The sequence below is a fragment of the Sulfitobacter aestuariivivens genome, assembly GCF_014763045.1.
In the GTDB taxonomy this organism is placed as follows: domain Bacteria; phylum Pseudomonadota; class Alphaproteobacteria; order Rhodobacterales; family Rhodobacteraceae; genus Sulfitobacter; species Sulfitobacter aestuariivivens.
The window spans coordinates 245,309-271,041 of record NZ_JACTAG010000002.1; the positions used below are offsets into that span (position 1 = coordinate 245,309).

Annotated in this window: 27 protein-coding genes; 7 read left to right on the forward strand and 20 right to left on the reverse strand. The window is 59.9% G+C overall.

Annotation, left to right across the window (positions count from 1 at the left end; genetic code table 11):
* The first annotated feature begins 367 nt into the window (after window positions 1-367).
* A complete protein-coding gene (locus H9Q16_RS10995) occupies window positions 368-754 on the forward strand; it encodes a hypothetical protein (RefSeq protein WP_191075476.1) in 387 nt (128 codons plus the stop codon).
* 159 nt (window positions 755-913) lie between these two features.
* Here the strand turns inward: H9Q16_RS10995 and H9Q16_RS11000 are convergent, their stop codons facing one another.
* The 3 genes from H9Q16_RS11000 to H9Q16_RS11010 all read right to left on the reverse strand — a co-directional run bounded on the left by H9Q16_RS11000 (window position 914) and on the right by H9Q16_RS11010 (window position 3,681).
* Window positions 914-2,284: a glutamate--cysteine ligase gene (locus H9Q16_RS11000; protein ID WP_191075477.1), complete on the reverse strand. Its 1,371-nt coding sequence runs from the start codon at window positions 2,282-2,284 to the stop codon at window positions 914-916.
* Between the two features lie 85 nt (window positions 2,285-2,369).
* On the reverse strand, window positions 2,370-2,897 hold the full coding sequence (locus H9Q16_RS11005; RefSeq protein WP_191075478.1) for a hypothetical protein: 528 nt from the start codon (window positions 2,895-2,897) through the stop codon (window positions 2,370-2,372).
* A 61-nt stretch (window positions 2,898-2,958) separates the two neighbouring features.
* Entirely contained in the window at window positions 2,959-3,681 is a 723-nt protein-coding gene (locus H9Q16_RS11010; RefSeq protein ID WP_191075479.1) for a 16S rRNA (uracil(1498)-N(3))-methyltransferase, read from the reverse strand.
* A 12-nt stretch (window positions 3,682-3,693) separates the two neighbouring features.
* On the opposite strand from H9Q16_RS11010, the gene ubiA reads away from it, so the two are divergent.
* Genes ubiA through H9Q16_RS11025 form a run of 3 tightly spaced genes read left to right on the forward strand, consistent with a single transcriptional unit; the run spans window position 3,694 to window position 6,937 of the window.
* Window positions 3,694-4,656, forward strand: a complete 963-nt coding sequence (ubiA, locus tag H9Q16_RS11015; protein WP_191075480.1) for a 4-hydroxybenzoate octaprenyltransferase — start codon at window positions 3,694-3,696, stop codon at window positions 4,654-4,656.
* Between the two features lie 60 nt (window positions 4,657-4,716).
* A complete protein-coding gene (locus tag H9Q16_RS11020) occupies window positions 4,717-6,624 on the forward strand; it encodes an OmpA family protein (protein ID WP_191075481.1) in 1,908 nt (635 codons plus the stop codon).
* Window positions 6,611-6,937: a hypothetical protein gene (locus H9Q16_RS11025; RefSeq protein ID WP_191075482.1), complete on the forward strand. Its 327-nt coding sequence runs from the start codon at window positions 6,611-6,613 to the stop codon at window positions 6,935-6,937. Before H9Q16_RS11020 ends, H9Q16_RS11025 begins: the two co-directional genes overlap by 14 nt.
* A 98-nt stretch (window positions 6,938-7,035) precedes the next feature.
* Here H9Q16_RS11025 and H9Q16_RS11030 read toward each other — a convergent pair whose 3' ends face one another.
* The 12 genes from H9Q16_RS11030 to H9Q16_RS11085 all read right to left on the reverse strand — a co-directional run bounded on the left by H9Q16_RS11030 (window position 7,036) and on the right by H9Q16_RS11085 (window position 16,899).
* Window positions 7,036-7,482: a universal stress protein gene (locus H9Q16_RS11030; protein ID WP_191075483.1), complete on the reverse strand. Its 447-nt coding sequence runs from the start codon at window positions 7,480-7,482 to the stop codon at window positions 7,036-7,038.
* A gap of 63 nt (window positions 7,483-7,545) precedes the next feature.
* Window positions 7,546-7,992, reverse strand: coding sequence for a universal stress protein (locus H9Q16_RS11035; protein ID WP_191075484.1), 447 nt, complete (start codon window positions 7,990-7,992; stop codon window positions 7,546-7,548).
* 88 nt (window positions 7,993-8,080) lie between these two features.
* A complete protein-coding gene (locus H9Q16_RS11040) occupies window positions 8,081-8,524 on the reverse strand; it encodes a molybdenum cofactor biosynthesis protein MoaE (protein WP_191075485.1) in 444 nt (147 codons plus the stop codon).
* Window positions 8,525-8,527: 3 nt separating this feature from the next.
* Window positions 8,528-8,773 (reverse strand): molybdopterin converting factor subunit 1, encoded by a 246-nt coding sequence (gene moaD, locus H9Q16_RS11045; protein ID WP_191075486.1) that lies wholly within the window; start codon window positions 8,771-8,773, stop codon window positions 8,528-8,530.
* Window positions 8,770-9,438 (reverse strand): CDP-diacylglycerol--glycerol-3-phosphate 3-phosphatidyltransferase, encoded by a 669-nt coding sequence (gene pgsA, locus H9Q16_RS11050; protein WP_191075487.1) that lies wholly within the window; start codon window positions 9,436-9,438, stop codon window positions 8,770-8,772. Before pgsA ends, moaD begins: the two co-directional genes overlap by 4 nt.
* Before the next feature lie 135 nt (window positions 9,439-9,573).
* Window positions 9,574-11,439, reverse strand: coding sequence for an excinuclease ABC subunit UvrC (gene uvrC, locus H9Q16_RS11055; RefSeq protein ID WP_191075488.1), 1,866 nt, complete (start codon window positions 11,437-11,439; stop codon window positions 9,574-9,576).
* Window positions 11,440-11,727: 288 nt separating this feature from the next.
* On the reverse strand, window positions 11,728-12,507 hold the full coding sequence (locus tag H9Q16_RS11060; RefSeq protein WP_191075489.1) for an SDR family oxidoreductase: 780 nt from the start codon (window positions 12,505-12,507) through the stop codon (window positions 11,728-11,730).
* 11 nt (window positions 12,508-12,518) lie between these two features.
* Entirely contained in the window at window positions 12,519-13,472 is a 954-nt protein-coding gene (locus H9Q16_RS11065) for a calcium/sodium antiporter (RefSeq protein WP_191075490.1), read from the reverse strand.
* A 160-nt stretch (window positions 13,473-13,632) separates the two neighbouring features.
* Window positions 13,633-14,430: a S49 family peptidase gene (locus H9Q16_RS11070; RefSeq protein ID WP_191075491.1), complete on the reverse strand. Its 798-nt coding sequence runs from the start codon at window positions 14,428-14,430 to the stop codon at window positions 13,633-13,635.
* Between the two features lie 51 nt (window positions 14,431-14,481).
* Complete coding sequence (locus H9Q16_RS11075; RefSeq protein ID WP_191075492.1) at window positions 14,482-15,243, reverse strand: ABC transporter permease; 762 nt, start codon at window positions 15,241-15,243, stop codon at window positions 14,482-14,484.
* Complete coding sequence (locus tag H9Q16_RS11080) at window positions 15,240-16,169, reverse strand: ABC transporter ATP-binding protein (protein ID WP_191075493.1); 930 nt, start codon at window positions 16,167-16,169, stop codon at window positions 15,240-15,242. Before H9Q16_RS11080 ends, H9Q16_RS11075 begins: the two co-directional genes overlap by 4 nt.
* Window positions 16,170-16,383: 214 nt before the next feature.
* Window positions 16,384-16,899 carry an SRPBCC family protein gene (locus tag H9Q16_RS11085; RefSeq protein ID WP_191075494.1) on the reverse strand — a complete coding sequence of 172 codons (516 nt, stop codon included), beginning with the start codon at window positions 16,897-16,899 and terminating at the stop codon, window positions 16,384-16,386.
* Window positions 16,900-17,004: 105 nt separating this feature from the next.
* Here H9Q16_RS11085 and H9Q16_RS11090 point away from each other — a divergent pair, with 105 nt between their 5' ends.
* Window positions 17,005-17,982, forward strand: coding sequence for a DMT family transporter (locus H9Q16_RS11090; RefSeq protein ID WP_191075495.1), 978 nt, complete (start codon window positions 17,005-17,007; stop codon window positions 17,980-17,982).
* A 73-nt stretch (window positions 17,983-18,055) separates the two neighbouring features.
* On the opposite strand, the gene H9Q16_RS11095 is transcribed toward H9Q16_RS11090, so the two are convergent.
* The 3 genes from H9Q16_RS11095 to H9Q16_RS11105 all read right to left on the reverse strand — a co-directional run bounded on the left by H9Q16_RS11095 (window position 18,056) and on the right by H9Q16_RS11105 (window position 21,119).
* The gene (locus tag H9Q16_RS11095) at window positions 18,056-19,021 is read right to left on the reverse strand and encodes an NADPH:quinone oxidoreductase family protein (RefSeq protein WP_191075496.1); all 966 of its coding nucleotides are present in this window, start codon (window positions 19,019-19,021) and stop codon (window positions 18,056-18,058) included.
* An 83-nt stretch (window positions 19,022-19,104) separates the two neighbouring features.
* Window positions 19,105-20,451, reverse strand: coding sequence for an ATP-binding protein (locus tag H9Q16_RS11100; RefSeq protein WP_191075497.1), 1,347 nt, complete (start codon window positions 20,449-20,451; stop codon window positions 19,105-19,107).
* Window positions 20,448-21,119, reverse strand: a complete 672-nt coding sequence (locus H9Q16_RS11105; RefSeq protein WP_191075498.1) for a winged helix-turn-helix domain-containing protein — start codon at window positions 21,117-21,119, stop codon at window positions 20,448-20,450. The genes H9Q16_RS11100 and H9Q16_RS11105 overlap by 4 nt, the downstream gene beginning before the upstream one ends.
* Window positions 21,120-21,258: 139 nt before the next feature.
* Here H9Q16_RS11105 and H9Q16_RS11110 point away from each other — a divergent pair, with 139 nt between their 5' ends.
* Window positions 21,259-22,365 (forward strand): Do family serine endopeptidase, encoded by a 1,107-nt coding sequence (locus H9Q16_RS11110; RefSeq protein WP_191075499.1) that lies wholly within the window; start codon window positions 21,259-21,261, stop codon window positions 22,363-22,365.
* Between the two features lie 158 nt (window positions 22,366-22,523).
* On the opposite strand, the gene H9Q16_RS11115 is transcribed toward H9Q16_RS11110, so the two are convergent.
* Window positions 22,524-23,357, reverse strand: a complete 834-nt coding sequence (locus H9Q16_RS11115; protein WP_191075500.1) for an alpha/beta fold hydrolase — start codon at window positions 23,355-23,357, stop codon at window positions 22,524-22,526.
* A 130-nt stretch (window positions 23,358-23,487) separates the two neighbouring features.
* On the opposite strand from H9Q16_RS11115, the gene H9Q16_RS11120 reads away from it, so the two are divergent.
* Window positions 23,488-24,684, forward strand: a complete 1,197-nt coding sequence (locus H9Q16_RS11120) for a cation:proton antiporter (protein WP_191075501.1) — start codon at window positions 23,488-23,490, stop codon at window positions 24,682-24,684.
* A gap of 38 nt (window positions 24,685-24,722) precedes the next feature.
* Here the strand turns inward: H9Q16_RS11120 and H9Q16_RS11125 are convergent, their stop codons facing one another.
* Window positions 24,723-25,733 carry a cytochrome d ubiquinol oxidase subunit II gene (locus H9Q16_RS11125; RefSeq protein WP_191075502.1) on the reverse strand — a complete coding sequence of 337 codons (1,011 nt, stop codon included), beginning with the start codon at window positions 25,731-25,733 and terminating at the stop codon, window positions 24,723-24,725.

A 25,733-nucleotide genomic window follows, 5' to 3' on the forward strand; every position in this document is an offset into this window, starting at 1 on the left:
CCCTAAGGTCTGGGACAGAATAAAGATCAGCCAGGCCAAGAGGTTACCAAATGGTGACGACCCCCGCGCGCGACGAGAGACTGTTCCAACACCCGGCGCCCGTTACGTCAAGGGTGAGATCTGGCAAACGGAAAACCCGCAGCCTTTCACTGCCGCGCAAGTGCAAAAAGAAAGCTGCACAAGGTGCCACGACCCCTGTCGCCAAAGAACGCATAAATGAAACGCGCAGGCCAATGCAGAAGTTTGACTATTGGTACACAGACGACTCGGGCTTGCCCCGTACGGTTCAATTGACCGCGATCAGACTTGGTGCCTGTATTTCCCTGTCCCAAGCCACCCGGACCAAGGCCAGTGGGGGATCCGCAGGATGACTGATACGCCCCCTAATTTCCGCCCCATTCCGTTTCTGGTCGCGTTCTTCACAGCACCCATACTGGTCACGGCCCTGACCTTCTGGATCGGGTTGATCTCGTACTTTGCCCTGATGATCGGCGGCCCGATCTACGTGCTGTTCGGTCTGCCACTGCTGATCTGGTATCTGCGCAAGCATCCACCGGCCTATTTGCCGATCATACTGTTGGCGCTCATCTCACTTTTGGGCACTGTGCCGCTTGGCCTGCTGCTGGCATGGTGGTTTGATCGATGGGAAGATCTGGAATTGCTAACGCTCATTTTTACCTACGGTGCCGTTTTTGCCGTAATCTGGTCGGCAACGTTCACATTCCTCTATCGCTGGCTGCTTCGCCGCGCATAGCGGCCCCGCTTTGCACTGAAATTTCGCCAATAACAGAGTAAGTTTGCGATGCGGAAAGCGTGACCCACCGCCTCTTTCCCAAAATGCCGGTTGGCCGCGCGCCAAAAACCTTTTGTGGCCTACGTGGATGGGTCGTAAGGGCGCAAGCCTGCAAGACAATCAGTAGCTGTAGTCCGCGTAGATCCGGCTCAGATCCCCGTTCCATTCGCCATGATAGTCCTCAAGCAATTCATCCGCCGGCACTTTGCCACTTTCGATACTCTCATGCAGCGCATTCAGAAAGTGTGTCTCGTCCGGCACCAACCCACCGGCCCCGGCGCGCGCGCGCGCCTTTAGTCCCGCGTGTGACAGCGCCAACGTCTCGCGCGCAATGTCATGCATATTGATCCCAGTCACCCGCGCCTGCAGCCCGTCCACTGAGGCCGCAGTGCGCAAGGCGTCATGCTGTGCAGCCGTCCAGTCCTTGACCAGATCCCATGCCCCATCAAGCGCGGATTGGTCGTACATCAGCCCCACCCAAAACGCGGGCAGTGCGCACAACCGACGCCACGGGCCGCCATCGGCCCCGCGCATCTCAATAAACTTTTTCATCCGCGCCTCGGGAAAGGCCGTCGTCAGATGATCCGCCCAATCGCTGAGCGTTGGCGTCTCGCCCGGCAGCGCTGGCAGCTTGCCATCCATAAAGTCGCGAAACGACATGCCCAGCGCGTCGATGTACTGCCCGTCGCGATAGACAAAATACATCGGCACATCGAGCGCATAATCGACCCAGCGCTCAAACCCGAACCCGTCTTCAAAAATGAACGGCAATGTCCCCGTGCGTGAGGCATCCAGATTGCGCCAGACCATGCTGCGCAAGCTCTTGTAGCCGTTTGGCTTGCCCTCAAAAAACGGCGAATTGGCAAAGAGCGCGGTCGCCACAGGCTGCAAGGCCACTGCCACGCGCATCTTCTGAACCATGTCTGCCTCGGACCCGAAATCAAGGTTGACCTGCACCGTGCACGTGCGCCGCATCATCACCCGACCCATGGTCCCCACCCGCCCCATATAGGCGTTCATCAGTTTGTAGCGGCCCTTGGGCATCAGATCCATCTGGTCATGCGTCCACTCAGGCGCCGCCCCCAGCCCGATGAATCCCGCGCCGATGTCATCGGCCACGTCTTTCACCTCGCGCAGGTGGACGTTCACTTCGTCGCAGGTCTCGTGGATGGTCTCCAGCGGTCCACCCGATAGCTCTAGCTGACCGCCGGGTTCCAGGCTGATATTCGCCCCGTCCTTTTCGAGCCCGATGATCTTGCCCTGCTCGGCCACCTCGGTCCACCCGTGACGGTCGCGCATGCCTTCCAGCATCGCGCGGATCGACCGCGCGCCCTCATAGGGCAGCGGCAGATGGGTGTCCCTGCAATAGCCGAACTTTTCGTGCTCGGTTCCGATCCGCCAGTCCTCGGGCGGCTTGCAGCCATCGGCAAGGTATTCCGCCAATTGCGCATGGTTTTCGATCGGGCCACCACCGGACTGAGGAATGGACATGACTGGCGCTCCCGTTCTCACATATCAGAACTCTTTGGATGCGGGACAAACCGCAGGCTGTCAATTGCCCGCATGCGCCATTGTGTCAATGTACCGTGATCCCGGCAGGCCGGGCCGCACCCTTCTGCCAGATGACGACCGCCTGATGCGGCGTCGCACGGAGTTCTGCCAGCATGTGCTCTGTCTGTAACCCTGGCAGACTGGCAAACGCGTCGAACAATGCATCGGATCCTTCTGCGTTGACCGGGATCAGCACGGGCGGTTGGCCCGGCTGCTCCAATCGCCAATGGGCCGGAAAGAGGGACCTATCAAGGCTCAACCGCTCCAGTTCGCGCATCGATGCGGTGCCACCGGTCAAGGGGCCAAAGTACGTCACCTGCCCTTCATCCACCTGAACCGCGCCCAAACCACCATCTGATCCGCGAAAGCGCGCGCGCTGAACCCCCAGCCAGATCAGCATCGCGCCCCCTAGCAGTCCCGCATACCCCGGCACCGCCAACAAAAACCCAGGACCTAACACCAGCCACAAACCGACCAGCGCCAAAAGGGCTCCGACAATCACTTCACGCCACCGCATCAGCGCCGCCTGTGCTTCGGGTCGGAAAAAGCTCACACACCCATCCTTTCACCCTTTTTCAAATACCTATGCGCCGCGCCCACGGCCATCACCACGTTCACGTCCAATCCCCCAGCGCCTGCTGCCAAAGGGTCAGCGCCGCGACCGCAGCCGTATCCGCCCGCAATATCCGCGGCCCCAGGCTGACCGCATGGGCATGATCCAACCGCGCCAGACGCGCGCGCTCTGCATCAGAAAATCCCCCCTCCGGCCCAATCATGATCGCAGCAGGCGCCGACAGGACATCCGGCACCCCCGATCCGGATCCGGCAAGGGCCTCATCGCAGAACATGATCTGGCGCGGGGCCTCCCAGCGGTCCAGCAACGTGCTGAACTTTACCGCCTCCGCCACCTCAGGTACGAAGGTCCCGCCGCATTGCTCTGCGGCCTCCACCGCATGGGCCTGCAGGCGTTCGCGCTGCACCCGACCTGCGTTGGTGAACTCAGTCATCACTGGCACGATGCGCCGCGCGCCCATCTCAGCGGCCTTTTCCACGATGAAGTCCGTCCGCGCCTTTTTGATCGGAGCAAACAGCAACCACAGATCGGGCGGCTCCTTCAGTGGCCGCGTCTCTTGCACACAGGTCAAGAGGCCGCCCCGCTTGCCCGCCTCGGCGATCTGGGCACGCCATTCCCCGTCGCGGCCATTGAAGACTGCGACAGATGCGCCCACCTGCTGTCGCATCACGCCAAAAAGGTAATGCGCCTGCCCTCGGTCCAAAGGAACCGATTGCCCCGCCCCCAAGGGCTGATCTACATAAAGTCTGATCTTCGCGTCCATGGGCACCGATATATGCAAGACCTTCCCCCTTCACCAGATGGCACCGTCGCCGATGCGCCGACGGACAACTGGGTCGACCGCTATGCCCCCGCCTGGACACGGCCCTACCTGCGCCTGTCTCGCGCGGACCGGCCTATTGGAACCTGGCTTTTGCTTCTTCCATGCTGGTGGGGTCTGGCGCTGGCGGTTCTCTATGATCAATCCCCCCGGTGGGAGGACATCTGGATCTTCATCGGCTGCGGCATCGGCGCGTGGCTGATGCGCGGCGCGGGCTGTACGTGGAATGACATCACCGACCGCGACTATGATGCCCAGGTGGCCCGCACCCGGTCCCGACCGATCCCGTCGGGGCAGGTCAGTGTCAGACAGGCCACGGCCTGGATGATCGTGCAGGCGCTACTGGCGGCGTGTATTCTGTTTACGTTCAACTGGTCTGCCATCTCTCTGGGCGTGCTGTCGCTGCTGCTGGTAACGATCTACCCCTTTGCCAAGCGCTTCACCTGGTGGCCGCAGGTCTTTCTGGGGCTGGCGTTCAATTGGGGCGCCCTGCTGGTATGGACGGCGCATACCGGGTCGCTCGCTGCACCTGCGGTACTGCTTTATGCGGCGGGCATCGCATGGACGCTGTTCTATGATACCATCTATGCCCATCAGGACACAGAGGACGACGCCCTCATCGGCGTGAAATCAACCGCCCGGCTTTTCGGCAAGAACACCGCCCACTGGTTGCGACGTTTCCTGATGGCGACCGTCGGGCTGATGGGGCTGGCGGTCGTTTTCGCAGCCCAGCCAAATGCATCTATACTGGCAATGGTGCTGGCCCTTGCCGGACCCTGGGCGATGGGCTGGCACATGGCGTGGCAATTGCGTGGCCTGGACATCGAAAACCCCGCCAAATGCCTGCGCCTTTTTCGCGCCAACCGCGATACCGGCATGATCCCGCTGTTCTTTTTCGGTCTGGCCCTGCTGGCCTGATTGCCTCGCCCGCGCCGCAGGCGTATCAAGGCCCCAACTGCACAAATACAAAGCTGCCCCATGCGCCTGTCCGCCCTACTGATCATAACCCTTACTTTTGCTGCGGCCGCCGTGGTTGCGCTGGTGACGGCCAACTATTCAGTCAAGCTGATTGAAGAGAACTCTGAAATCGGAGTGCGCGACGCGCTGGATAACGAGGGTCTGACCTGGGCCGAGGTGCAGGCCAACGGGCTGCAGGTCACGCTTGCAGGAATCGCGCCAACAGAAGCCGTTCGTTTCCGCGCTCTTTCCACCGCGGGCAGCATCGTGGATGCCGCCCGCGTCATCGACGAGATGGAGGTCGAGGCACAGGCGGCCATCGCGCCCCCCCGCTTTTCGGTCGAGATGCTGCGCAACGAAAGCGGCGTTTCGGTCATTGGTCTGATCCCCGCGTCAACCGACCGCGATGCCACGATCGCCAGTTTCAACGCGATGGTTGACGTGCAGAACGTGGCCGATTTGCTTGAAACTGCGGACTACCCTGCCCCGGACAATTGGCAGCTGGCGCTGGATTTTGCCATCAACACCATGGCCCTTTTGCCCCGCGCAAAAATCTCTGTCGAGGCGGGCGAAGTCACCATTGACGCGATTGCCGACAGCACGGTGGCGAAGACAGTCATGGAAAGCACTGTTCGGCGCAACGCCCCACGCGGGCTGCGCCTGAACATCAACATCGCCGCTCCGCGCCCGGTCATCACGCCGTTCACCCTGAGGTTCGAACTGGACGAGGACGGCGCCCGCTTTGATGCCTGTTCCGCCGATACCGTCCGTGCGCGCACTCAAATCCTGCAAGCCGCCGCCAATGCAGGTGCCAGCGATGATCTTCGCTGTACCGTGGGCATGGGCGTGCCCAGTCCGAACTGGGCCAAGGCCGTCGGTCAGGCCATCGCCGCAGTTGCAGATTTGGGCAGTGGCAGTGTCAGCTTTGCCGATGCAGATATCACTCTGGTCGCCGCACCCGGGACCGATCAGGCACGCTTTGACCGGGTCGTGGGAGAGTTGGAAAATGCCTTGCCGGCGGTCTTTGCACTCAACGCGCAATTGCCCAGGCTTTCGGACCCCAACGCGGGCCCGCCAGAATTCACCGCAACACTCAGCCCCGAAGGCCAGGTGCAACTTCGCGGTCGACTTGAAAGCGAAGGCGCACGCGATCTTGCTGACAGCTACGCAAAAGCGCGTTTCGGATCTGATAGTGTCTACACCGCCGCCCGCATCGCCGAAGACCTGCCCGCAGATTGGTCCCCCCGTGTTCTGACAGGACTTGAAGCCCTGTCGATCCTTAGCAACGGCGCGCTGACCATCACACCCGATAGCTTGTCTATCTCCGGCAACACCGGGGACCCGGATGCCAGCGCCAAGATCACAACGTTACTGGCGGGCAAGCTCAGCGAAGGGGCCGTTTACGACGTGGACGTGTTCTATCAGGAAAAGCTGGATCCGGTGCTGGGCCTTCCAACCCCGGACGAATGCGAGGCAGAGATCAAGGAAGTCCTGAAAATCGGCAAGATCACCTTTGAACCCAGTTCTGCGACGATCGATGCCGCGGCACTTGGCACCATGGATGACATCGCCGAAATCCTGAAGAACTGCGGCACCCTTCCATTGGAAATCCACGGCTATACCGACAGCCAGGGCCGCGAATCGATGAACCTTGAATTATCGCAAAGCAGGGCAGAATCGGTGCTGAACGAATTGCGCGCACGCCGCGTCCTGACCAGCACCTTCAAAGCCCGCGGTTTTGGCGAACAGAACCCCATCGCAGACAACAGCACCGAAGCTGGTCGCGAGGCCAACAGGCGTATCGAATTTCGTCTGATCCGTCCCAACACCGTCGACATTCCGGAAGAAACAACGCTGGAAACCATCGCCGAAAACAGCGATACACAGACTCAGGACAGGACCGAAGAGAATACTGATGAGCAGAACTGAATTTGTCCTCGCGACGGCGATCATCCTATTCGTCGCCTTCTGCCTCGGCTGGTTCGCCAACTGGCTGCTGCACCGCTTTACGCGCGTGGCTGCAGGCGACGTGGAACAACTTGACCGGATGAGTCAGGAACTGCACGAGGCCGAAGAAACGCGCGATCAGGCCATCACCTATCTGCAGCAACGCGAAGCTGAACTGACCAATCAGCTCGCCCAGACCGAAGCTGAACTGCGCGCCGCCATGGACGGGTTGCGTGACGCCCGTCACGAGGCCGAGGAACTGCGCACGCACCTGGCGGGTCAGCAGGCAAGCTGATCCGGGTTCTTCGGATAAATGGGAAGTGTCTGACCCGATGCAGCCCGACGTGCGTCATGACGACGTCACCAGACCGCATAAGGTTTTGAGCGCTAAGTTCAGGCCACTGTCAGGCAGGCACATTTTGCATGATGCGCCACATGTGCAGAGGTACTGCCCAGCATCATGGCACCCATGTTACCCAGCCCGCGCCGCCCGGTGACGATCAGATCGGCATTCACGGCATTGGCCACATCCAGCATGTCGTGGGCGGGATCACCCTCGCCCTGATGTGTCTCGATACTGTCCTGACCAGCCTCTTTCGCGATCGCGTTTGCCGTGGCAAATACCTTTTCCGCCGCTTCTTTTATCTCCGCCGGTTTCGGCATGGTCGTCGCCGCGTGATACCCCGCAACGGCCCCCAGCGCGAAAGCAACAGTTTCATGTTTCGGCGTATGCGACACATGAACTTTTGAATCATATTTCTTGGCCAGATCGCACGCCAGTTTCAATGCGTTCTGCGACGGCTCTGATCCGTCAAAACCTACAACAATATCCGTGAACATCTCTCGTTCTCCCTTTGAATTCAGCAAGATCACACCGCGAGGCCGCAGCGCAGTCCGTTGATGTCATGCAACCGTCAGGCAGGCGCATTCAGCCCGCGCACCGATCCCGTGCGACGTACTGCCCAAAAGCAGCCCCCGCAGATCACCAAGACCCCGCCGGCCCGTCACAATCAGATCGACATTGTCGTCTTTGGCGCGCTTCAGGATGTCTTCGGCCGGGTTCCCATGTCCGATATGAACTTCCAGCGTTTCATGCCCGCACTCTGCAGCGATTTCTCGCGCACGTTTGGCCATTTCTTCAGCGGCCTTGACGATCATCTCGTCGCGCACCGCAGTATGTCCGACATAAACGCCTGAAATGGCTTCTGCGGCAAAGACGACAGTCTCATCTTTCGGGGTGTGGGACACCTCCAGCGACGCATCGAATTTGTTCGCGATCTCGCACGCGGCGCGCAAGGCGCGCTCCGCTGGCTCTGATCCGTCAAATCCTACAAGTATCTTTCTAAACATCGCAGGTCCTCCTCAAGGTTGCTTGGGATGAACCTTATCGGGGGGGCCGCAAGCCTACCTTGATGCAGATCAAGCGTGTCGCAGACCGCTACCAGCGGGCAAGCGCGTCCTCATCTGTCTCCCTCGCCGCGACCCATTCCGCCCCGTCGGCAGTGATCTCGCGTTTCCAGAAAGGCGCGCGGGACTTGAGAAAATCCATCAGGAACGCGGCCCCGTCAAAGGCGTCCTGCCGGTGCGCTGCGGCGGTGGCGACCATCATAATCATCTCGCCGGGACGCAACCGTCCATATCTGTGAATGACCAGCGCATCCCCCAGCGAGAACCGTGCCGTGGCCTCCTGTGCGATCCCGGTCATTGCCGCTTCTGTCATGCCGGGATAATGCTCAATCTCCATCGCCTCGAGCGACCGGTCGGGAAAATCCCGCACCACACCGGTGAAGGTGACAATGGCGCCCATGTCGCGACCGCCGCGGGCAAACGCAGCACTCTCCGCACCCAGATCAAACGGCGCCTCCTGCAGGACAACGCGCATGGCTCAGCCCCCGGTCATCGGCGGGAAAAACGCGACCTCGCGCACGCCAACAAGCGGTGCATCGAAATCCGCCAACTCCTGATCCACGGCAACGCGCAAGGCATCCAGGTCGCTAAAAGCCAGCGCATATCGCTCTTCGCGCCCAGCAAGTTCCGCCACCAGATCCCGCACCGTTTCCGCTGAGGTCTCAACATCCTCGCGCGGCACGCCGATGCGCTCGCGAACCCAGGCAAAATAAAGAACATTCATCCCCGGGGCTCCCTCAAATGCGGCTGCGCCTTGCGAAAATAATCGTAGCCAGTGATCGCCGTCAGGGCCGCTGCGATCCACAAAAGCCACAGACCAATCCGGCCCGCCCAATCCATGCCCGCAAGCTTCCAGCTCAGGCCCATCACATCCTCTTCCTCACCGTTCAGAATGGCGGAAATCAGCTGCTCGTCCATGCCGAAAACAGACATCCCTAGGTAGTGCTCGAATACGCCCTGGCTAAAGAGCACCGCAATCGCGATCATCTGCAGCGTGGTCTTCCACTTGGCCAGCTGTGTCACCTTCAACGTCCCTGCCACATCCCCCAGATATTCGCGCAGGCCTGACACAAAGACCTCCCGAAACAGAATCACGGTTGCCGGCAGCACCAGCCATGGCGACCAGCTGGAAAAGCCGATGATCACCATCAACGCAATCACCACCATCGCCTTGTCAGCAATGGGATCCAGCATCGTGCCAATCTTCGTCTCCTGCTTCCAGGCGCGCGCAAGATAGCCGTCAAACCAATCTGTCACCGCCGCCAGCACAAACAGGATCAGCGCAAACCAATCCGCATAGGGCCGCGTGAAATAAAGAAACATCACCGCCACCATCGGCGCTGCAACCAACCGCAGCAGGGTCAGGATATTAGGCAGGGTCCATCTCATGGCCGCACCCTACATCGCGACCATGGCAGACAAAAGTGCGCGTTCTTTCTCTGGCTGAAATATTCCCGGGGAGTTTGAGGGGCAGCGCCCCTCATCGGCAAACAAAGTCGCGCGCGGCGCAGCCGCACCGCCAGATCACCGTCCTTCATTGAAGTACGCATAGATCGTTTCCGCCAGCGCACCCGACACACCCTCGACCGCCTTGAGATCGCTCAGATTGGCCCGTGACACCGCCTTGGCCGACCCAAAATGCGCCAGCAACGCCCGCTTGCGGGCGGCCCCCACGCCCGGCACGTCATCAAGCGGCGTGGCACCCACGGCCTTGGCACGCTTGGCGCGATGCGTGCCGATGGCAAAGCGGTGCGCTTCATCCCGCAAACGCTGAACGAAATACAGGATCGGATCGTTGTGGCGCAATGCCATGGGGCGCTTGCCTGTACGGTGGAATTCTTCCTTACCCGCATCTCGATCAACGCCCTTGGCGACACCAACCATAGGAATATCTTCCACCCCATGCGTGCGCATGATCTCGCGCACGGCCGACACCTGCCCGGCACCGCCATCAATCAGCAACAGATCTGGCCAAAGCCCTAGCGACCGTTCCGGATCTTCCTTCAGCAACCGTTTGAACCGCCGATGCAGCACCTCTTTCATCATGCCAAAATCATCGCCCGGCGTCAGATCCTCGCCGCGAATGTTGAATTTCCGGTACTGGTTTTTCATCAATCCGTCCGGCCCTGCCACAATCATCGCGCCCACCGCGTTGGTGCCCTGAATGTGCGAGTTGTCGTAGACCTCGATCCGCTGCGGGGGGCCGGGCAATTCAAACGCTTCGGCCAGCCCATTCAGCAAACGCGCCTGCGTGGCAGTCTCCGCCATCTTGCGGGCTAGGCTCTCTCGCGCATTGCGCAAGGCTCCGTCGATCAGTTCAGCCTTTTCGCCACGCTTGGGCACGATCAGCGTAACTTTGCGCCCCAGCTTGCCCGTCAGGGCTTCGGCCATCAGATCGGGGTTTTCGATGTCATTGCTCAGGATCAACTGCCGGGGCGGTTCGCGGGTGTCATAGAACTGGCCAATAAAGGCCTCCAGCACCTCGGCAGCATCCACGTCCTGACCAACACGCGGATAATAGTCCCGGTTGCCCCAGTTCTGGTTGGCGCGAATAAAGAACACCTGCACACAGGCCTGTCCATTCTCCAGGTGCAGCGCGATGATATCGGCCTCGGTGACGTTCTGCGGGTTGATCCCCTGCGCTGTCTGAACCTGCGTCAGGGCCTTGATCCGGTCGCGCAATGCTGCCGCCCGTTCAAACTCCATCGCTTCGGATGCCTTGTTCATCTCGCTGGCCAGCCGCGCCTGAATATCGGTGGTCTTGCCAGACAGAAACTTCTCCGCATCTTTGACCGATGCCCGATACTCTTCAGGGCTGATCTTGCTCACGCAGGGCGCGCTGCACCGCTTTATCTGGTACTGCAGACAGGGCCGTGTCCGCGTCTCGAACATTGAATTCGAACAATCGCGCAACAGGAACACACGCTGTAACTGGTTCAACGTGCGGTTCACCGCACCGGCACTGGCAAAGGGGCCATAATACGCGCCGCGCTCTTTCTTCGCACCGCGGTGTTTCTTGATCTGGGGATAGGCGTGATCGGCGGTAACAAGAATATTGGGAAAGCTTTTGTCATCGCGCAGCAGCACATTGAACTTGGGTTTGAGTTGCTTGATCAGGTTCTGTTCCAGCAACAGCGCTTCGGTTTCGGTGCGCGTGGTCAGAAACATCATCGACGCCGTATTGGCAATCATCCGGGCAATGCGCGGTGTATGTCCGGTGGGCCGTGCATAAGACGAAACACGCGCCCGAAGGTTGCGCGCCTTGCCGACATAAAGCACGCGGCTTTCGGCATCCAGCATGCGGTACACGCCGGGCGAAGTGTCAATGGTCTTGAGATAACTTTGTACGACCTCGTGACCTTTTTTCGATATGTCTGATTCGTTTGACACCAATGGGTGATTCTCTTGCCTGGCTGCACTTGCGATGGTTCGAATTCAATACTTAACATGTCCACGGATGCTGTGGATAAGTTTGCGGGTAACTTACCCCCACCTGGAAATTTCCTTTGTTTTTGGCCCCCTTCATTCATCTGCCTAATTTTTAGGCAGATATGTAATCTACTGAAAACAAACAACTCTTTTTTAATTGTCGCGCAAAGCTTTGAAACTAAAAGAGTTTTTGTAACATAGGTTTCACACTTGCGCGCTCGGTGCACAAGTCAACGCCGCGCTGCAGCATCACTCAACACCCAGCACATCAGGCGTCTGCCAGCCAAGGTGCTGACCACCGTCCACACAAATCAGCTGCCCGGTCACACCGCGCGAATCAATGAAGTAGCCCAAGGCCCCTGTGATATCTTCCGGATTGGCCCCCCGAGACAGGATTGTCGCAGCCCGCTGCGCCGCAAAATGCGCCTCTGACTGACGCATGCCGCGCAGGGTCGGACCGGGGCCAATGGCGTTCACCCGTATCGCCGGAGCAAGCGCCTGCGCGCTGGTCTGGGTCAGGGTCCACAACGCGGCTTTGGCCAAAGTATATGTCATGAATTCTGGGGTAAGCTTGCGCACACGCTGATCAATCATGTTGATGATCAGCCCCGATGCCTGCGGCTCCCCCGCCGTATCCGACTGCGGCTCAAGTCCCTGTGCCGCCATCGCCTGGGTCAAGACAAAGGGCGCACGCAGATTGCTCATCATGTGCCTGTCCCAACTGGTGCGGGTTGCTGAGGCTACCGTGTCGTACTCAAAAATCGACGCGTTGTTGACAAGGCAGCTTACAGGCCCGCCCAGCGCCTCTGCCGCACGCGGCAACAACGCGTGAATTGCGTCTTCATTCAGCAGGTCCGCATGCAGCGCCACCGCGCTGCCGCCAGCCTGAACAATGTCATCGACAACATCCCGCGCGCCATCGGCCGAGCTGGCATAATGCACGCCCACCGCAAACCCGCGCCCCGCAAGGTAACGCGCCATCGCACGGCCCAATCGGTGACCCGCGCCGGTGACAAGGGCGATGGGCATGGCGGCCTCCCTCAGATCAGCACCACAATCAGATACAGCGCATACAGCGCCGACAGGACGATGCCCCAGATCCGCGTGATGTCTCGGTGCAGGAACACAAAGGGGATCAACAGCAGGGACGCACCCAACATGACCCACAAGTCAAAGGTCAGGAATTCTGCATCCACCGGGATCGGTCCGACAAGGCTGGCGATACCGATGATGGCCAGCAGATTGAACATGTTCGATCCGATCACGTTGCCCAGCGCCACATCCGCCTGACGGCGAAGGGCGGCCATGACCGTGGTCGCAAGCTCTGGCAGTGACGTCCCGATGGCAACGACTGTCAGGCCAATCACCGCATCACTCACGCCCCAAAAGCGCGCGATCGTCGTAGCGTTATCGACCAGCAGTTCCGCACCCAGCGGCAACCCGACAAGCCCCAGTACCAAAAAGACAATGATCTTTATCAGCGGCATATCCGGATCGGCCTCTTCAGGGACCTCATCTTCCGCGTCAACCTGGCTGGCGGTGCGATGCGCCTTGGCCTCAAAGAACGCGCTGCCAAGGAAAAACGCGAGCGCCGTCAGCAAGACAAGTGCAGCAATCCAGTCAAAGACACCCCGAAATGCCAGCCCAATGAACAGAACACTGGCGGCGATCATATAAACATAGGTCTTGCGGGTGTTGCATTCCGACGTGTGCATCGTTGCCAGAAGGGCCGGTATGCCCAGCACCAGCAGTATATTTGCCGTGTTTGACCCCACCACGTTGCCCAGGGCGATGCCCGGCGCGTCATCCAGGATCGCCTTGATCGAGATCAGAAGCTCCGGTGCCGAGGTGCCGAACGCCACAATCGTCAAGCTGACGATCAAGGCAGGAACGCCCAGCCGCAGCGACAGATTCACCGCCCCCTTGACCAGCGCGTCCCCCGCCAAAAGCAGGATCACCAGCCCAAGGATCAAGAGCGCCCACGTGGTGACCATTAAGATTTGCCCCCGCAGGTGCAGTCACCCTTGCCAATGCGATAACGCCCGCAGGCATCGCATTTGGTCTGCTTCAGCCGCTTGCCGCCGATCCAATGCATCTTGCCGAACCAAGCGACCACACCCATGAAGACCAGAAAAAGAATGACGATCTTTGAAATCAAAGGCCGAACCGCGCGTAAGCTGCGCGCTCCTCAATCAGATGGGCAGCGTCTTGCATCATCTCCATGCCAAAGCGCGACAGCAACCCTTTCTTGGTCCCGTAGCGTTTGAACTTAACCTTGTCGCCAAAGCGGTCCTTCATCACCGTCTGCAGATGGCCGACCCCGTCGATCAGGCCCAGTTCTGCCGCACGCTTGGCCAGCCAGATTTCCCCGGTAAACAGATCCTGGTCCGTCGTCAGCTTGTCACCGCGCCGCTCTTTCACATGATCGATAAAGTTGCCGTGGATATCCTCCAGCAGCGCCTTGAGGCGGGCCACGTCTTCGGGGTTCTCCGGGCGGAACGGGTCCAGCATGCTCTTGGACTTTCCAGCGGTGTAGACCCGCCGTTCCACGCCATGCTCCTTAATAAATTCATGCACCCCGAAAGAGGCAGATATGACCCCGATGGAACCGACGATTGAACTGGGGTCGCCATAAATCTCATCGGCCGCCGCAGCCAGCCAGTACCCGCCAGACGCCGCCACGTCTTCGACAAAGGCAATCACCGGCACGTCCTTTTCAGCCGCAAGGCGCCGGATACGCGCGCCGATCAGGGACGATTGCACAGGGCTGCCGCCGGGCGAATTGATCTGCAGGGCCACCGCCACCGGCTTGCCCTTGGAAAAGGCCTTTTCGATGATCGGGGCCAGCGTCACGTCATTCAGCGCGGCACGGCCTTGCGTGCCAATCACACCGGAAAGGCGGATCACAGCAACGGTCGGGTCACTTTTCAGGAAGGGCAGCCAGCGTTTCATGAGTTCCCATGTAGAGCGCGCGGGCGGCACGAACAAGGCGCGGCCCCCCGATTATTGGCGGATGCGCCAGCCTGTGCGGAAAATCCACCAGATGACGCCAAGGCACAGTGCGGTAAACCCGGCTATGGCCAGCAGGCTGATCACCACCGGCACGTCTGCCGTGTCAAAGAACGCCCAACGAAAACCCGAGATCAGATAGACCACCGGATTGAACATCGATACCGTCTGCCAGAACGGTGGCAGCATAGAAATCGAATAGAACGACCCCCCGAGGAAAACCAAGGGCGTGACGATCAGCAACGGCACGATCTGCAACTGCTCGAAATTGCCTGCCCAGATCCCAAGGATGAAACCAAAAAGCGCAAAGCTGATCGTTGTCAGCACAAGGAAAAGCAACATCGCAAACGGATGCGCGACTGAAATGTCGACAAAAAAGAACGAGGTCGCCAGAATGATCAGACCGATGATCAACGCCTTGACCGCCGCCGCCCCCACATAGCCGACCACGATCTCAATAAAGGATATCGGCGCAGCCAGCAGCTCAAAGAACGTGCCGATGAATTTCGGAAAGTAGATCCCGAAAGACGCGTTCGATATCGATTGCGTGATCACTGTCAGCATGATCAGCCCCGGCACGATGAACGCCCCATAGCTGATGCCGTCAACTTCCTGAATACGGCTGCCAATCGCCGCGCCAAACACCACAAAATAAAGCGAGGTCGAAATTACCGGCGCTAGAAAGCTTTGGGCGATGGTGCGGAAAAAACGGAACATCTCAAAGACAAAGATAGATTGGATCGCAGTCCAGTTCATGCCGCGTCCTCCCGCACCAGCGTGACAAAGATGTCCTCAAGGCTTGATTGCCGCGTTGACAGGTCGCGCAATACCAGGCCTGCATCCGCCACCTGCGACAAGAGCTTGGTAATGCCCGTGCGTTCGCGCTTGGTGTCGTAGGTATAGATCAGCGTGCAGCCATCCTCCGAAAGCGTCACCGCGTCCGAACGCAAAGACGCCGGCACGGCGTCGATCTTTTCTGCCAGTTGTACTTCCAGCTGCTTTTGGCCCATCCGCTTCATCAACTTGGTCTTTTTCTCCACCAACAGCAATTCGCCCTTGGCAATCACCCCGACCCGGTCGGCAATCGCTTCGGCCTCCTCGATGTAATGGGTGGTCAGAATGATCGTCACACCTGACGCTTTCAGGTCGGCCACCACATCCCACATGTCACGGCGCAGCTCCACATCCACGCCTGCCGTCGGCTCATCCAGAAACAGCACCCGCGGATCATGCGCCAGCGCCTTGGCAATCAGCACACGCCGTTTCATCCCTCCCGACAGGGCATGAATTCGCGCGTCTTTCTTGTCCCACAAGGACAGCGACCTCAGGACCTTTTCAATCGCCGCATCATCACGCGGCTTGCCATAAAGCCCGCGCGAAAAGCGGACCGTATTGATGACCTTTTCAAAGGGTTCAAGATTAATTTCCTGTGGTACCAGGCCGATCAGACTGCGCGCCGCACGAAAATCTTTGATGATGTCGTGCCCACCTACGGTAACCGTGCCGGACGTGGCTGTGGTGATCCCGCAAACTGTTGAAATCAAAGTGGTTTTACCCGCACCATTGGGACCAAGCAAGGCCAGGATCTCGCCCTCTTCTATTTCAAGCGAAACGCCCTTGAGCGCCTCAAATCCATCATCATACGATTTGTGCAGGGTCTGGATACTGACAATGGGGGACATGGTCGGGCCTTCCGGATTTTTCGCCACCCTAGACCGGAATGCGCGCAAGCAACAGGCCCCCTCGCCGCCCGAAACGTGACGTTGCCAAAGACGCAACTCCCGGCGTCGCAAGGCCCTTCACCACCGGGCGCGCACGTCCCCGTTTCACCCTTTTGAAAATACCTCTGCGCACCGGGTCAATCCCCGCAACGCTCACGTTTCACGCGCCGGAAATCTATTCCTTGCTGCGCCCGAACCAGCCCTTCTTTTTAGGCTCCTCGTCTTGCTCAACCACAGGCTCCCCCTCCTGCCCCCCTTCGAGAGAGGCCTGCAGGTTGTTGAAAAACTGATCCGCCATCTTCTTGGCGAAACCATCGATGATCCGGCTGCCCAGTTGGGCCAGCTTGCCGCCAACCTTGGCCTCCACATCATAACTCAGCTCGGTACCGCCGCCCTTCTCGCTCAGCCGCACTTCGGCCCCGCCCTTGGCAAACCCCGCAGCGCCTCCCTTGCCAGCGCCATCAATCTTGAGCGATGTGTTCTCCACGAGCTCCGACAAGGTGACCTGGCCCTTGAACGTCGCCTTCACCGGGCCGACCTTTTGCACCACCGTGGCCTCGTATCCTTCGGCCACAGATCCGGTCACCTCCTGCGCACCAGGCACACAATTCTTCAACATGTCAGGATCAAGCAGGGCCGCATAAACCTCGGCCGGGGTGGCGGCAATCTGGCGCGTATCGGACATTTGCATCTGGGGGCCTCCTTCAAAGTGTTCAACGGAAGATAACAGGTTGGGACCGCGCGCCAAGTCGGAAAGCAGCTAGACAGGTCGCTTACCGCTGTTAGGTCTGGGCACATGACCGCCGCCCCTCAAAACCGTGCAGGACTTGCCATTCTGATCATCCTGGTCGGCATGTTTTCCATTTCGCTCAACGATATGATCATCAAACAGCTGTCTGGTGGCTATCCTTTGCATGAAATCGTCTTTGCCCGCTCGGCCATCGGCATCCTCATCGGCTTGGCCATCGTGCAAATCGAAGGCGGGCTGCACTTGCTGAAAACGGATGAACCTTGGCCGCACGCCTTGCGCGGTGTGCTTATTGTGACATCCAACATGACCTTCTTCGTGGCTCTCGCGGCCCTGCCCCTTGCCGAGGCGACAGCGTTGTTTTTCGTAGCCCCGCTGGTGATCACCCTGCTGTCGATCCCGATGCTGGGCGAAAAGGTCGGGCCCATGCGGCTGGGCGCGGTGGCGGTAGGCTTTGTCGGCGTGGTGATCATGCAGCGCCCTTGGGCCAGCAGCGACGCGCTTGACGTCTCGCGCTGGGTTCTGCTGTTGCCGATCGTGGCGGCCGTGACCTATGCGCTGAACCAGCTGATGACCCGCAAGCTGGGGGTCAAGGCCAAGGCCTCTGTGATGTCGGTCTATATCCAGGCTGCATTCATCGTGGTTTCTGTAGGGTTTTTTCTGGCAGCAGGCGACGGGCGCTATGTCGATGCGGGCAGCGGCGCATCATCTACCTTCTTACTGCGCGCATGGGTCTGGCCAGCGGCGGGGGATGCGTGGGTGTTTCTGGCTCTGGGCACAAATTCAGCAGTGATCGGCTATTGCCTCAGCCAGGCTTACCGCCTCGGCGATGCGGCGACCGTCGCCCCGTTTGAATACGTCCTGCTACCCTTGGCCATGTTCTGGGGCTACGTGGTCTTTGGCGACCTGCCAGTGCTTGAAGTCTGGATCGGCATCGCGCTGATCCTGTTTGCGGGTCTGTTCGTATTCCTGCGCGAAAGACATAAAGCGCGTGCAATCACACGTGGGTACGCGGCACGCCGCTAGGACCTGACAGACACAAACCCAGACCTGCACTGTCACATGTGGCGGGCGACCCCACCTGTCAGCCCTTGATCCGTCACTCCGTCACGCGCACGACAACCTTGCCAGTCGCCTTTCGCGTGCGCAGCAAATCCAGCGCTTCGTTTGCCTGCTCCAGCGGCAATTCGTGGCTGACATGAGGCTTCAGCTTGCCCTGCATGTACCATGTGAACAATTGCTGGAAACTGTCGGTCAGCACCTTGGGGTTCACACGGGCATACCCACCCCAATAGAATCCCAGCACGTGCAGGTTCTTGACCAGCAGAATATTCGCGGGGATCTGCGGGATCTCGCCACTGGCAAAACCAAGTGGCAGCAGGCGCGCCTCCGGGTTGCACGCCCGCATCGCGGCCTTGAACTGATCACCGCCCACCGGATCATAGACCACATCGGCACCGCCCAGCGCCTTGACGACCTCGCGAATATCATCTGTCTCTGAATTGACCAGATGATCCGCGCCGACCTCTTTGCACACCGCGAGCTTTTCAGCGCCGCGCGCGCAGGCGATCACCTCGGCCCCCATCAACTTGCCCAGTTCGACCGCAGTCAGGCCCACACCGCCAGACGCACCCAGCACCAGCAGGCGTTCGCCCGGCTGCAGCCGCGCCTTGTAATCAAGGCCCACATGGCTGGTACCATAGGCGATCAGAAAGGCGGCAGCGTCGGTCGCGCTCATCTGATCTGGTATCGGCACGCAAACGTCCTGCGATACTGCCACGTATTCACCCAGACCACCAAAGCCGGTAAAAGCAGCGATACGCTGGCCGGGCTTGAACCGGGTCACGCCGTCGCCCACTTCCGTGATGGTGCCTGCCAGCTCCATCCCCAGCGTATAGGGCAGCGGCGGCTTTTCCTGATATGTGCCCTTGATAATCAGCAGATCACCAAAGTTCAGCCCGCAGGTTTCGACCTTGACCAGAACCTGCCCGGCAGCGGGTGTTGGCTTCTCGATCTCCTGCATGGAAAGCGGCGTGTCGAGGGCGGTCAGTTGCATGGCGCGCATGGCAAGGCTCCTTGTTGGGCTGTCGCCGCAAGATGCAGAGGTGCCCGCCGATTGGCAAGCAGGTGCGTCGCGTCACGCGCCCCTCACGGGAAGGTCACGGTCACGCACAGCCCCGGCGCATTGTCATCAAGCCGCAGCGACGCGCCATGCAAGGCCGCCACCGCATCAACAAGGCTCAGCCCCAGACCATTGCCGGGCGTGTGCCGGCTGCGGTCCAGACGATACAGACGCTGCAGCACCTTTTTGCGCTCAGACACGGGAATGCCCGGCCCGGTATCAGCAACCTTCAGCACGTTCCGCCCCATCTCTGTTCCAAGCGTCACCGTCACATCACTGCCCGGTGGTGTGTGTCGCAAGGCATTTTCGATCAGGTTCGACAGCATTTGACCCAGCAGGGTCCTGTCGCCCGGCACAGTGACGGGCCCGTCCGGCGCATTCAGCTCAAGGGTTTGACCCGCCTCGGTTGCTGTAGGCTCAAACACCTCAACAATCGTCCGGCAAAGCGCGCTCAGATCAACGGGCGCAAAGCGGCCCTTGGCCGACCCGCCTTCGACCTGCGCCAGCTGCAACAGGGACTGAAAGGTCGACGCGATCCCGTCGATCTCAGCCTGCGCCTTGTCCACCATTGCCGCAGCGGGCGTGCCTTCAGTCAGCGATCTGTCCAGATCATCCAGATGAACCGCCACGCGCTGAATGGGCGTCTTGAGGTCATGGGCGATATCCGAAGACACCTGTCGCAGGGCATCAACCGACGCCTCCTGCGCCCGTGCCATCTGGTTCAGCTTGCCACCGATCTGGCGCAGGTCATCCGACCAGCGCGGCCCGATATCCACCCGCGCCGCCAGATTGCCCGTCGTCATCTCATCCAGTGCAGCACCCACAACCTCCACATGCCGCTTTGACCGCCGCGCCAGGATCAAACCACCAGACAGTGCAATCAGCACCGTCGGCAAGAGACTGATCAGCAGGATGTTCACAAACAGATCCCGCAGGGCCAGGATCTCTGCCCGGCTGCGCGCGATGGTCAGCAACCCACCATAAAGCGCGTCAGTCAGCGACAGATAAGCGCCATCGAATTCTGCCTGATCCGGGTTGAGCGAAACGATGTGGAATCCTTCGTCATCGCGTGAAATCGCCCCATTGCCATAGATGCGGCCATTGGGTGCGATGTAGCTGATGATCAGCCGGTTCGGATCCGCCTCACGCGACTCCGCCCGGACCAAGGCAGCAACGGCCCCCGAATTGGGTGCGGCACGAAACCCGGCAAGGTCCTGCCGCAGATCAGCGCGGATTGCCTCTTCAAAGGAATTGCGGGTGACCTGATAGCTGGCATAGAGGCTCAGCAAACTGACGACCGAGAACAGCAGCACCAACAGCAGCGCCAGCCGCAGGGGCATGGACCGCCAAAGCTTGGTGATCCTGCCGTTCACGCTGCAATCCTGTAGCCCGCGCCGCGCACGGTCTGGATCAGCTCTGTCTCGAACGGACGATCAACCTTCGCGCGCAACCGGCTGATGTGGGTCTCTACAACATTTGTCTGTGGATCAAAGCTGAGGTCCCAGACGCTTTCCAGCAGCATTGTACGGGTCTGAATGCGGCCCTTGCGGCGCAGCAGGTGTTCCAGCAACGCAAACTCGCGTGGCAGCAGATCCAGATCCTGCCCCGCCCGCGTCACCTTGCGGCTGATCAGGTTCATCTCAAGATCGCCCGCGCGCAACACGGCTTCGGTCTCTATCCCCTGCGGGCGACGGGCAAGGGCGGCAACCCGCGCTGACAGCTCACCAAAGGCAAAGGGTTTGGTCAGATAATCGTCGGCCCCGGCGTTCAGGCCCGATATCCGGTCTTCCACGTCACCCATCGCCGTCAGAAACAACACCGGCGTCCCGTTCCCCGCCCCGCGCAATGTCTTGACCAGTGTCAGACCATCCACCTCCGGCAGCATCCGATCAACCACCAGCACGTCATAGGTGCTGCCCGTCGCCGCAATTAGCCCGGCGCGGCCATCCGCCACCAGATCAACCACATGCCCTTCCTCGCGCAGGCCACGCGCGATGTAGGTGCCGGTTGTGGCGTCATCTTCGACAACAAGCAGTTTCATGGATCTCTACATAGCCTCAAAGGCCGCATCGCGCAGCGGGCGAGCAGGATTTTCACAAAATTGTATAGCGCGGCGCAGGTCGCTGTATGCCCGGCGTCCCATGTAGGCGTGGACAACACAGAATGCGAGGAGCATGCACATGAAATCCGTCCTGATGAAACCTACCGCAGCCGCTGCGTTGATGGCCGCCCTGCTCAGCACATCGGCGCTGACCCTTGCGCCCTCAGCCGCGCAGGCCGTGCCCCCCGGCGGCTACGCCGACCTGGTCGAAGATGTTTCCCCCGCCGTGGTATTCATTGAAGTCGAAGGCAAGGCCCGCACCGCCCAGATGGACCTGCCGCAGAACATGCCCGAAGAATTGCGCCGCCGCTTCGAAGACATGGTGCCCGGCCAGAACGGCACCCCGCAGCCGCGCAACGGTCTGGGATCAGGCTTTATCATCTCTCCGGACGGTCAAATCGTGACTAACGCCCACGTTGTTGCGGGCGCAGAACGTGTGACGGTCAAAATGGCCGATGGCCGCAAATTCGAGGCCAACGTCGTGGGCTCCGATCCGATGACCGACATCGCCCTGTTGAAGGTCGATACGGACGAAAACCTGCCGACCGTCTCGTTCGGCAGCACCGATGGGCTGCGCGTGGGCGATGAAGTTGTCGCAGTCGGCAACCCCTTTGGCCTTGGCGGCACCGTGACGTCCGGCATCATCTCGGCGCTCAAGCGCAACATCAACGCAGGCCCGTTTGATGATTTCATCCAGACCGACGCCGCCATCAACCGTGGCAATTCCGGCGGGCCGCTTTTCAACAACGACGGACAGGTGATTGGCGTGAACACTGCCATCATCTCGCCCGGTGGCGGGTCTGTCGGCATCGGCTTCGCCGTGCCAGCCGATCTGGCGCAATCCGTGATTGCTGATCTGGCCGATGATGGTCAAATCGCGCGCGGCTGGCTGGGTGTTCAAATCCGCCCGATGACCGAAGAGGTGGCCAATGTGCTGGGCTATGACACGCCCAAAGGCGCCGTGATCGAGGCCGTCACCGCGGACAGCCCCGCCGACGATGCCGGTCTGCGCAAAGGCGACATCATCCTGCAGTTCAATGATACGCAAATCGACGAACTGCGCGATCTGACCCGTGCCGTGGCGACCCTGTCGCCCGACACAGAGGCCAAGGTTGTCGTGTTGCGCAAAGGCAAGGAACGCACGCTTGAGGTGACCGTGGGCACGCTGAAACCCAAGGCTGCCTGATCCCGTTGCCGCATTCCCGGGCCGGTGTCCCTCCGCGTCCCGGGATGGTCCCGCGGTCCCACCTGCGGGACCTCATGCTCCGGTGTTGGGGAGGCGCCGGAGCATGTTGGTCTGCCCGACCCGCACCGCCCGCCGATCTCGGAAGGCGGTGCACGAATCTACCTTCCCTCAGGTTTTTCATCGTCATCCATGCGGTCCAGCCAATCCTGCGTCAGCGCCCTGAATAGCGCTGGCTGTTCCCACGACAGGCTGTGGCCGGCACGGTCAAGCACAGCAAAGGTGGCGCGCGGATACCTTTCGATCCCGTCCATCATGTCTTTGTACCCCGCCATCGCATCCTGCCGCCCGTTCAGAATGAGGGCGGGTTTCTCGAACGGCGCCGGGGGTGCCGTCAGATCAAAACTGAAACCAAAATTCTTTCGAATGCGCGCCGCAAGGGACGCATCCACAAGATGTGCGGCCGGCACTTTGGTCTTCTCGATTTTGCTGAGGATTTCAGGCCTCTGAACAACAAGACGCGAAAACCGCGCCCTCGCCTCGGCAGAGACCCCTTCGGCCAGCCCTTCCGGGGCGCAAACCAAAGTACTGTGTTCAGGTCGCCAGTCCACCGTCGCGCCCGGCATGCCATCCGCCACAACAAGCATCATACCACGCAGATCTGCCGGACGGACATGTGCAAAGGCCATCGCGTGATAGCTGCCCCGAGATTCCCCGACGACGGCAAACCGCTCATCTCGGAACACAGTTTTTGCAAAGGCTCTGATCAGCTCAAAGACCTCGTCTTGTGTCGCGACGGTTTCGTCAACTGTCGAGCGCCCGTGCCCCGGCAAATCCAGATAGACGCGCTTCCATCCTGCACGGTCTGCAAAAACCGGCTCAAGCGCATCCATCATATGCCGATGGTCAAGCCCACCCCCATGCAAAATGAGGATTGGCTTACCCTCCCCCCGCTCTGCGGCAAACATCCGACCTGCAGGCAACGCAACTTCCATGATCGCCTCCCTTTGCGGGTGACGGTAGTAAATCCCAAAGCCCCTGTCAGCACCGGTCGCCTGCACATGAATTCGACTTCCCTGCCAGCATGGAACATAGTCCCCGAAACGCCAGCCTGTGGGCCATCAGATGCACCATTCAATTTTATTGCTGATCCTCTTGGCAGCCTTCGCGGCAACAGCGCTTGCTGGCAGGTTGATTGACCGCACACCCCTGACACTGCCGATGATCTTTGCAGCACTTGGGTTGTTGCTGGCAACGCCGATCAATGACCTTGCCCAGCCGCATCAACTCAGTGCAGCAACGCGGCTGTTGGCCGAGATCACGCTGATCGTCGTGCTGTTTGCCGACGCCAGCCATATCCGGTTCTCCCGGTTCCGGCACATGTGGCAAAAACCGGCACGCATGCTGATAATCGGTTTGCCGCTCACAGTGGGTCTTGGCACGCTGGTCGCTTATCTGGTGGCCCCCGGTGCCGGAATTGCAATGGCCGTCCTGACCGCAGCAGTGCTGACCCCAACAGATGCCGCCCTTGCGCAATCCGTGGTCGAAAATGATGACTTGCCGGTTGCGCTGCGCCAGACCATCGTGGTCGAAAGCGGCCTCAATGACGGGCTGGTATTGCCGTTTGTGCTGCTTGGCGCGCTGCTTGTATCCTCCACATCTGGGCATGAGGGCACGGATGGTCTGGCCATTCAATCGTTGTGGCAGGTGGTTTTGGCCCCGGTCATCGGTGGCGTGGTCGGCGCAGGGATGGCGCGCCTCAGCGATGCGGCACAAACCCGCGGGTTTGCGCGCAAGGCAGCAGGCGGGATCGTCTTTCTAAGCACCGCTTTTGGCGCCTATCTTCTTTCCGAGACACTGGGCGGTAACGGGTTTATCGCGGCCTTTGTCGCTGGCATGACGTTTGGCAATCTCTTTGCCGATGACATGGGGTTTGTTGCAGATTTCATGGACGACATTGGCATTCTGCTGACGATGTCGGCTTTCGTGATCTTTGGCGCTGTACTTTTACCGCAGGCCTTTGACCACGTGACCGCACCGGTCTTTCTGCTGGCGGTTCTTTTTCTCACGATCGTGCGGATCGTGCCCATCTATCTCTCGCTTTTAGGATCTGACACCCACCCCCGAGAACGGCTGTTTCTGGGATGGGCCGGGCCGCGGGGGTTGGCCAGTATCCTCTTCACGCTGATCATCACCGATGAATTCGACCTGCCCGGCGAGGCCGAGCTGCTGGCCTGCGTGTCGATGACCGTGGGGCTATCGATCTTGTTTCACGGAGTTACGGCACACCCGTTGGCGCGTTGGGCCGCAGTGTCCAGATAGGCCGGACGGGCTGGACGGCAGGCCCTGCGACCCGCCGATCAGTCGTAGCGCAGCTCGACCGCTTTTCCGCGAAAGACCGTATAGGCCAGAATAGTGTATCCAATGATGGTCGGCAGAACGAAACACGTGCCGATCAGGATGATCATCAGGCTTTCCGGCGCACTTGCAGATTCGTAGATCGTCAGCTTTTCCGGCACGATGTAGGGATAAAAGCTGTAAGCCATGCCGCAGAACGCCAGCATCCAGAGGGCCGAGGCAACCGCAAAGGGTTTCCATGACAGACGGTCTTCGGAATAGGGCATCGCGCGCAGCATTTTCCACAGCCAGATCACCAGCACCGCCGACACCAGCGGCAAGGGGGCGAGATACAATAAGGACGGAAAGCTGAACCATTTCTCAAAAATCCGGTCGCTGACCAGAGGTGTCGCAAGCGAAATCGCACCGATCCCAAGGACCAACCCCCAGATCCCGCCCTGCGCCCAACCGACCGCCTTGCGCTGCAATGTTGTTTGCGCTTTGTGGATCACCCACGTCGCCCCGATGAAACTATACCCCACCGTCAGAAAGACAGCGGTAAGTACGGCAAAACCAGCATGCGCCCAAGTCCAGTCCAGCCCCATGATGTACATGCCCAGCATGAAACCCTGGCTCAGCGACGTCACAAGCGACCCAATGAAAAACAGAAAGTTCCACAGGTCTTTCTGCGGCGCAGGTGCCTTGGCGCGAAACTCGAAGGCGACACCGCGCAGGATCAGGCCGATCAGCATGACCGCAACCGGCAGATAAAGCGCCGTCAGGATGTCACCGTGTGCTGCCGGAAAAGCGACCAGCAGCAGCCCGACAGCCAGAACAAGCCAGGTCTCGTTGGCATCCCAAAATGGCCCGATCGAGGCAATCATGCGGTCTTTTTCCTCTTCGTTGGCAAAGGGAAAAAGCACGCCGACACCTAGATCAAATCCGTCCAATACGACATAAATCAGAATGGACAGCCCCATGAGACCGGCGAAGGTAAAGGGAAGCCACTGGGCTGGATCAGAGAAATCAATCAT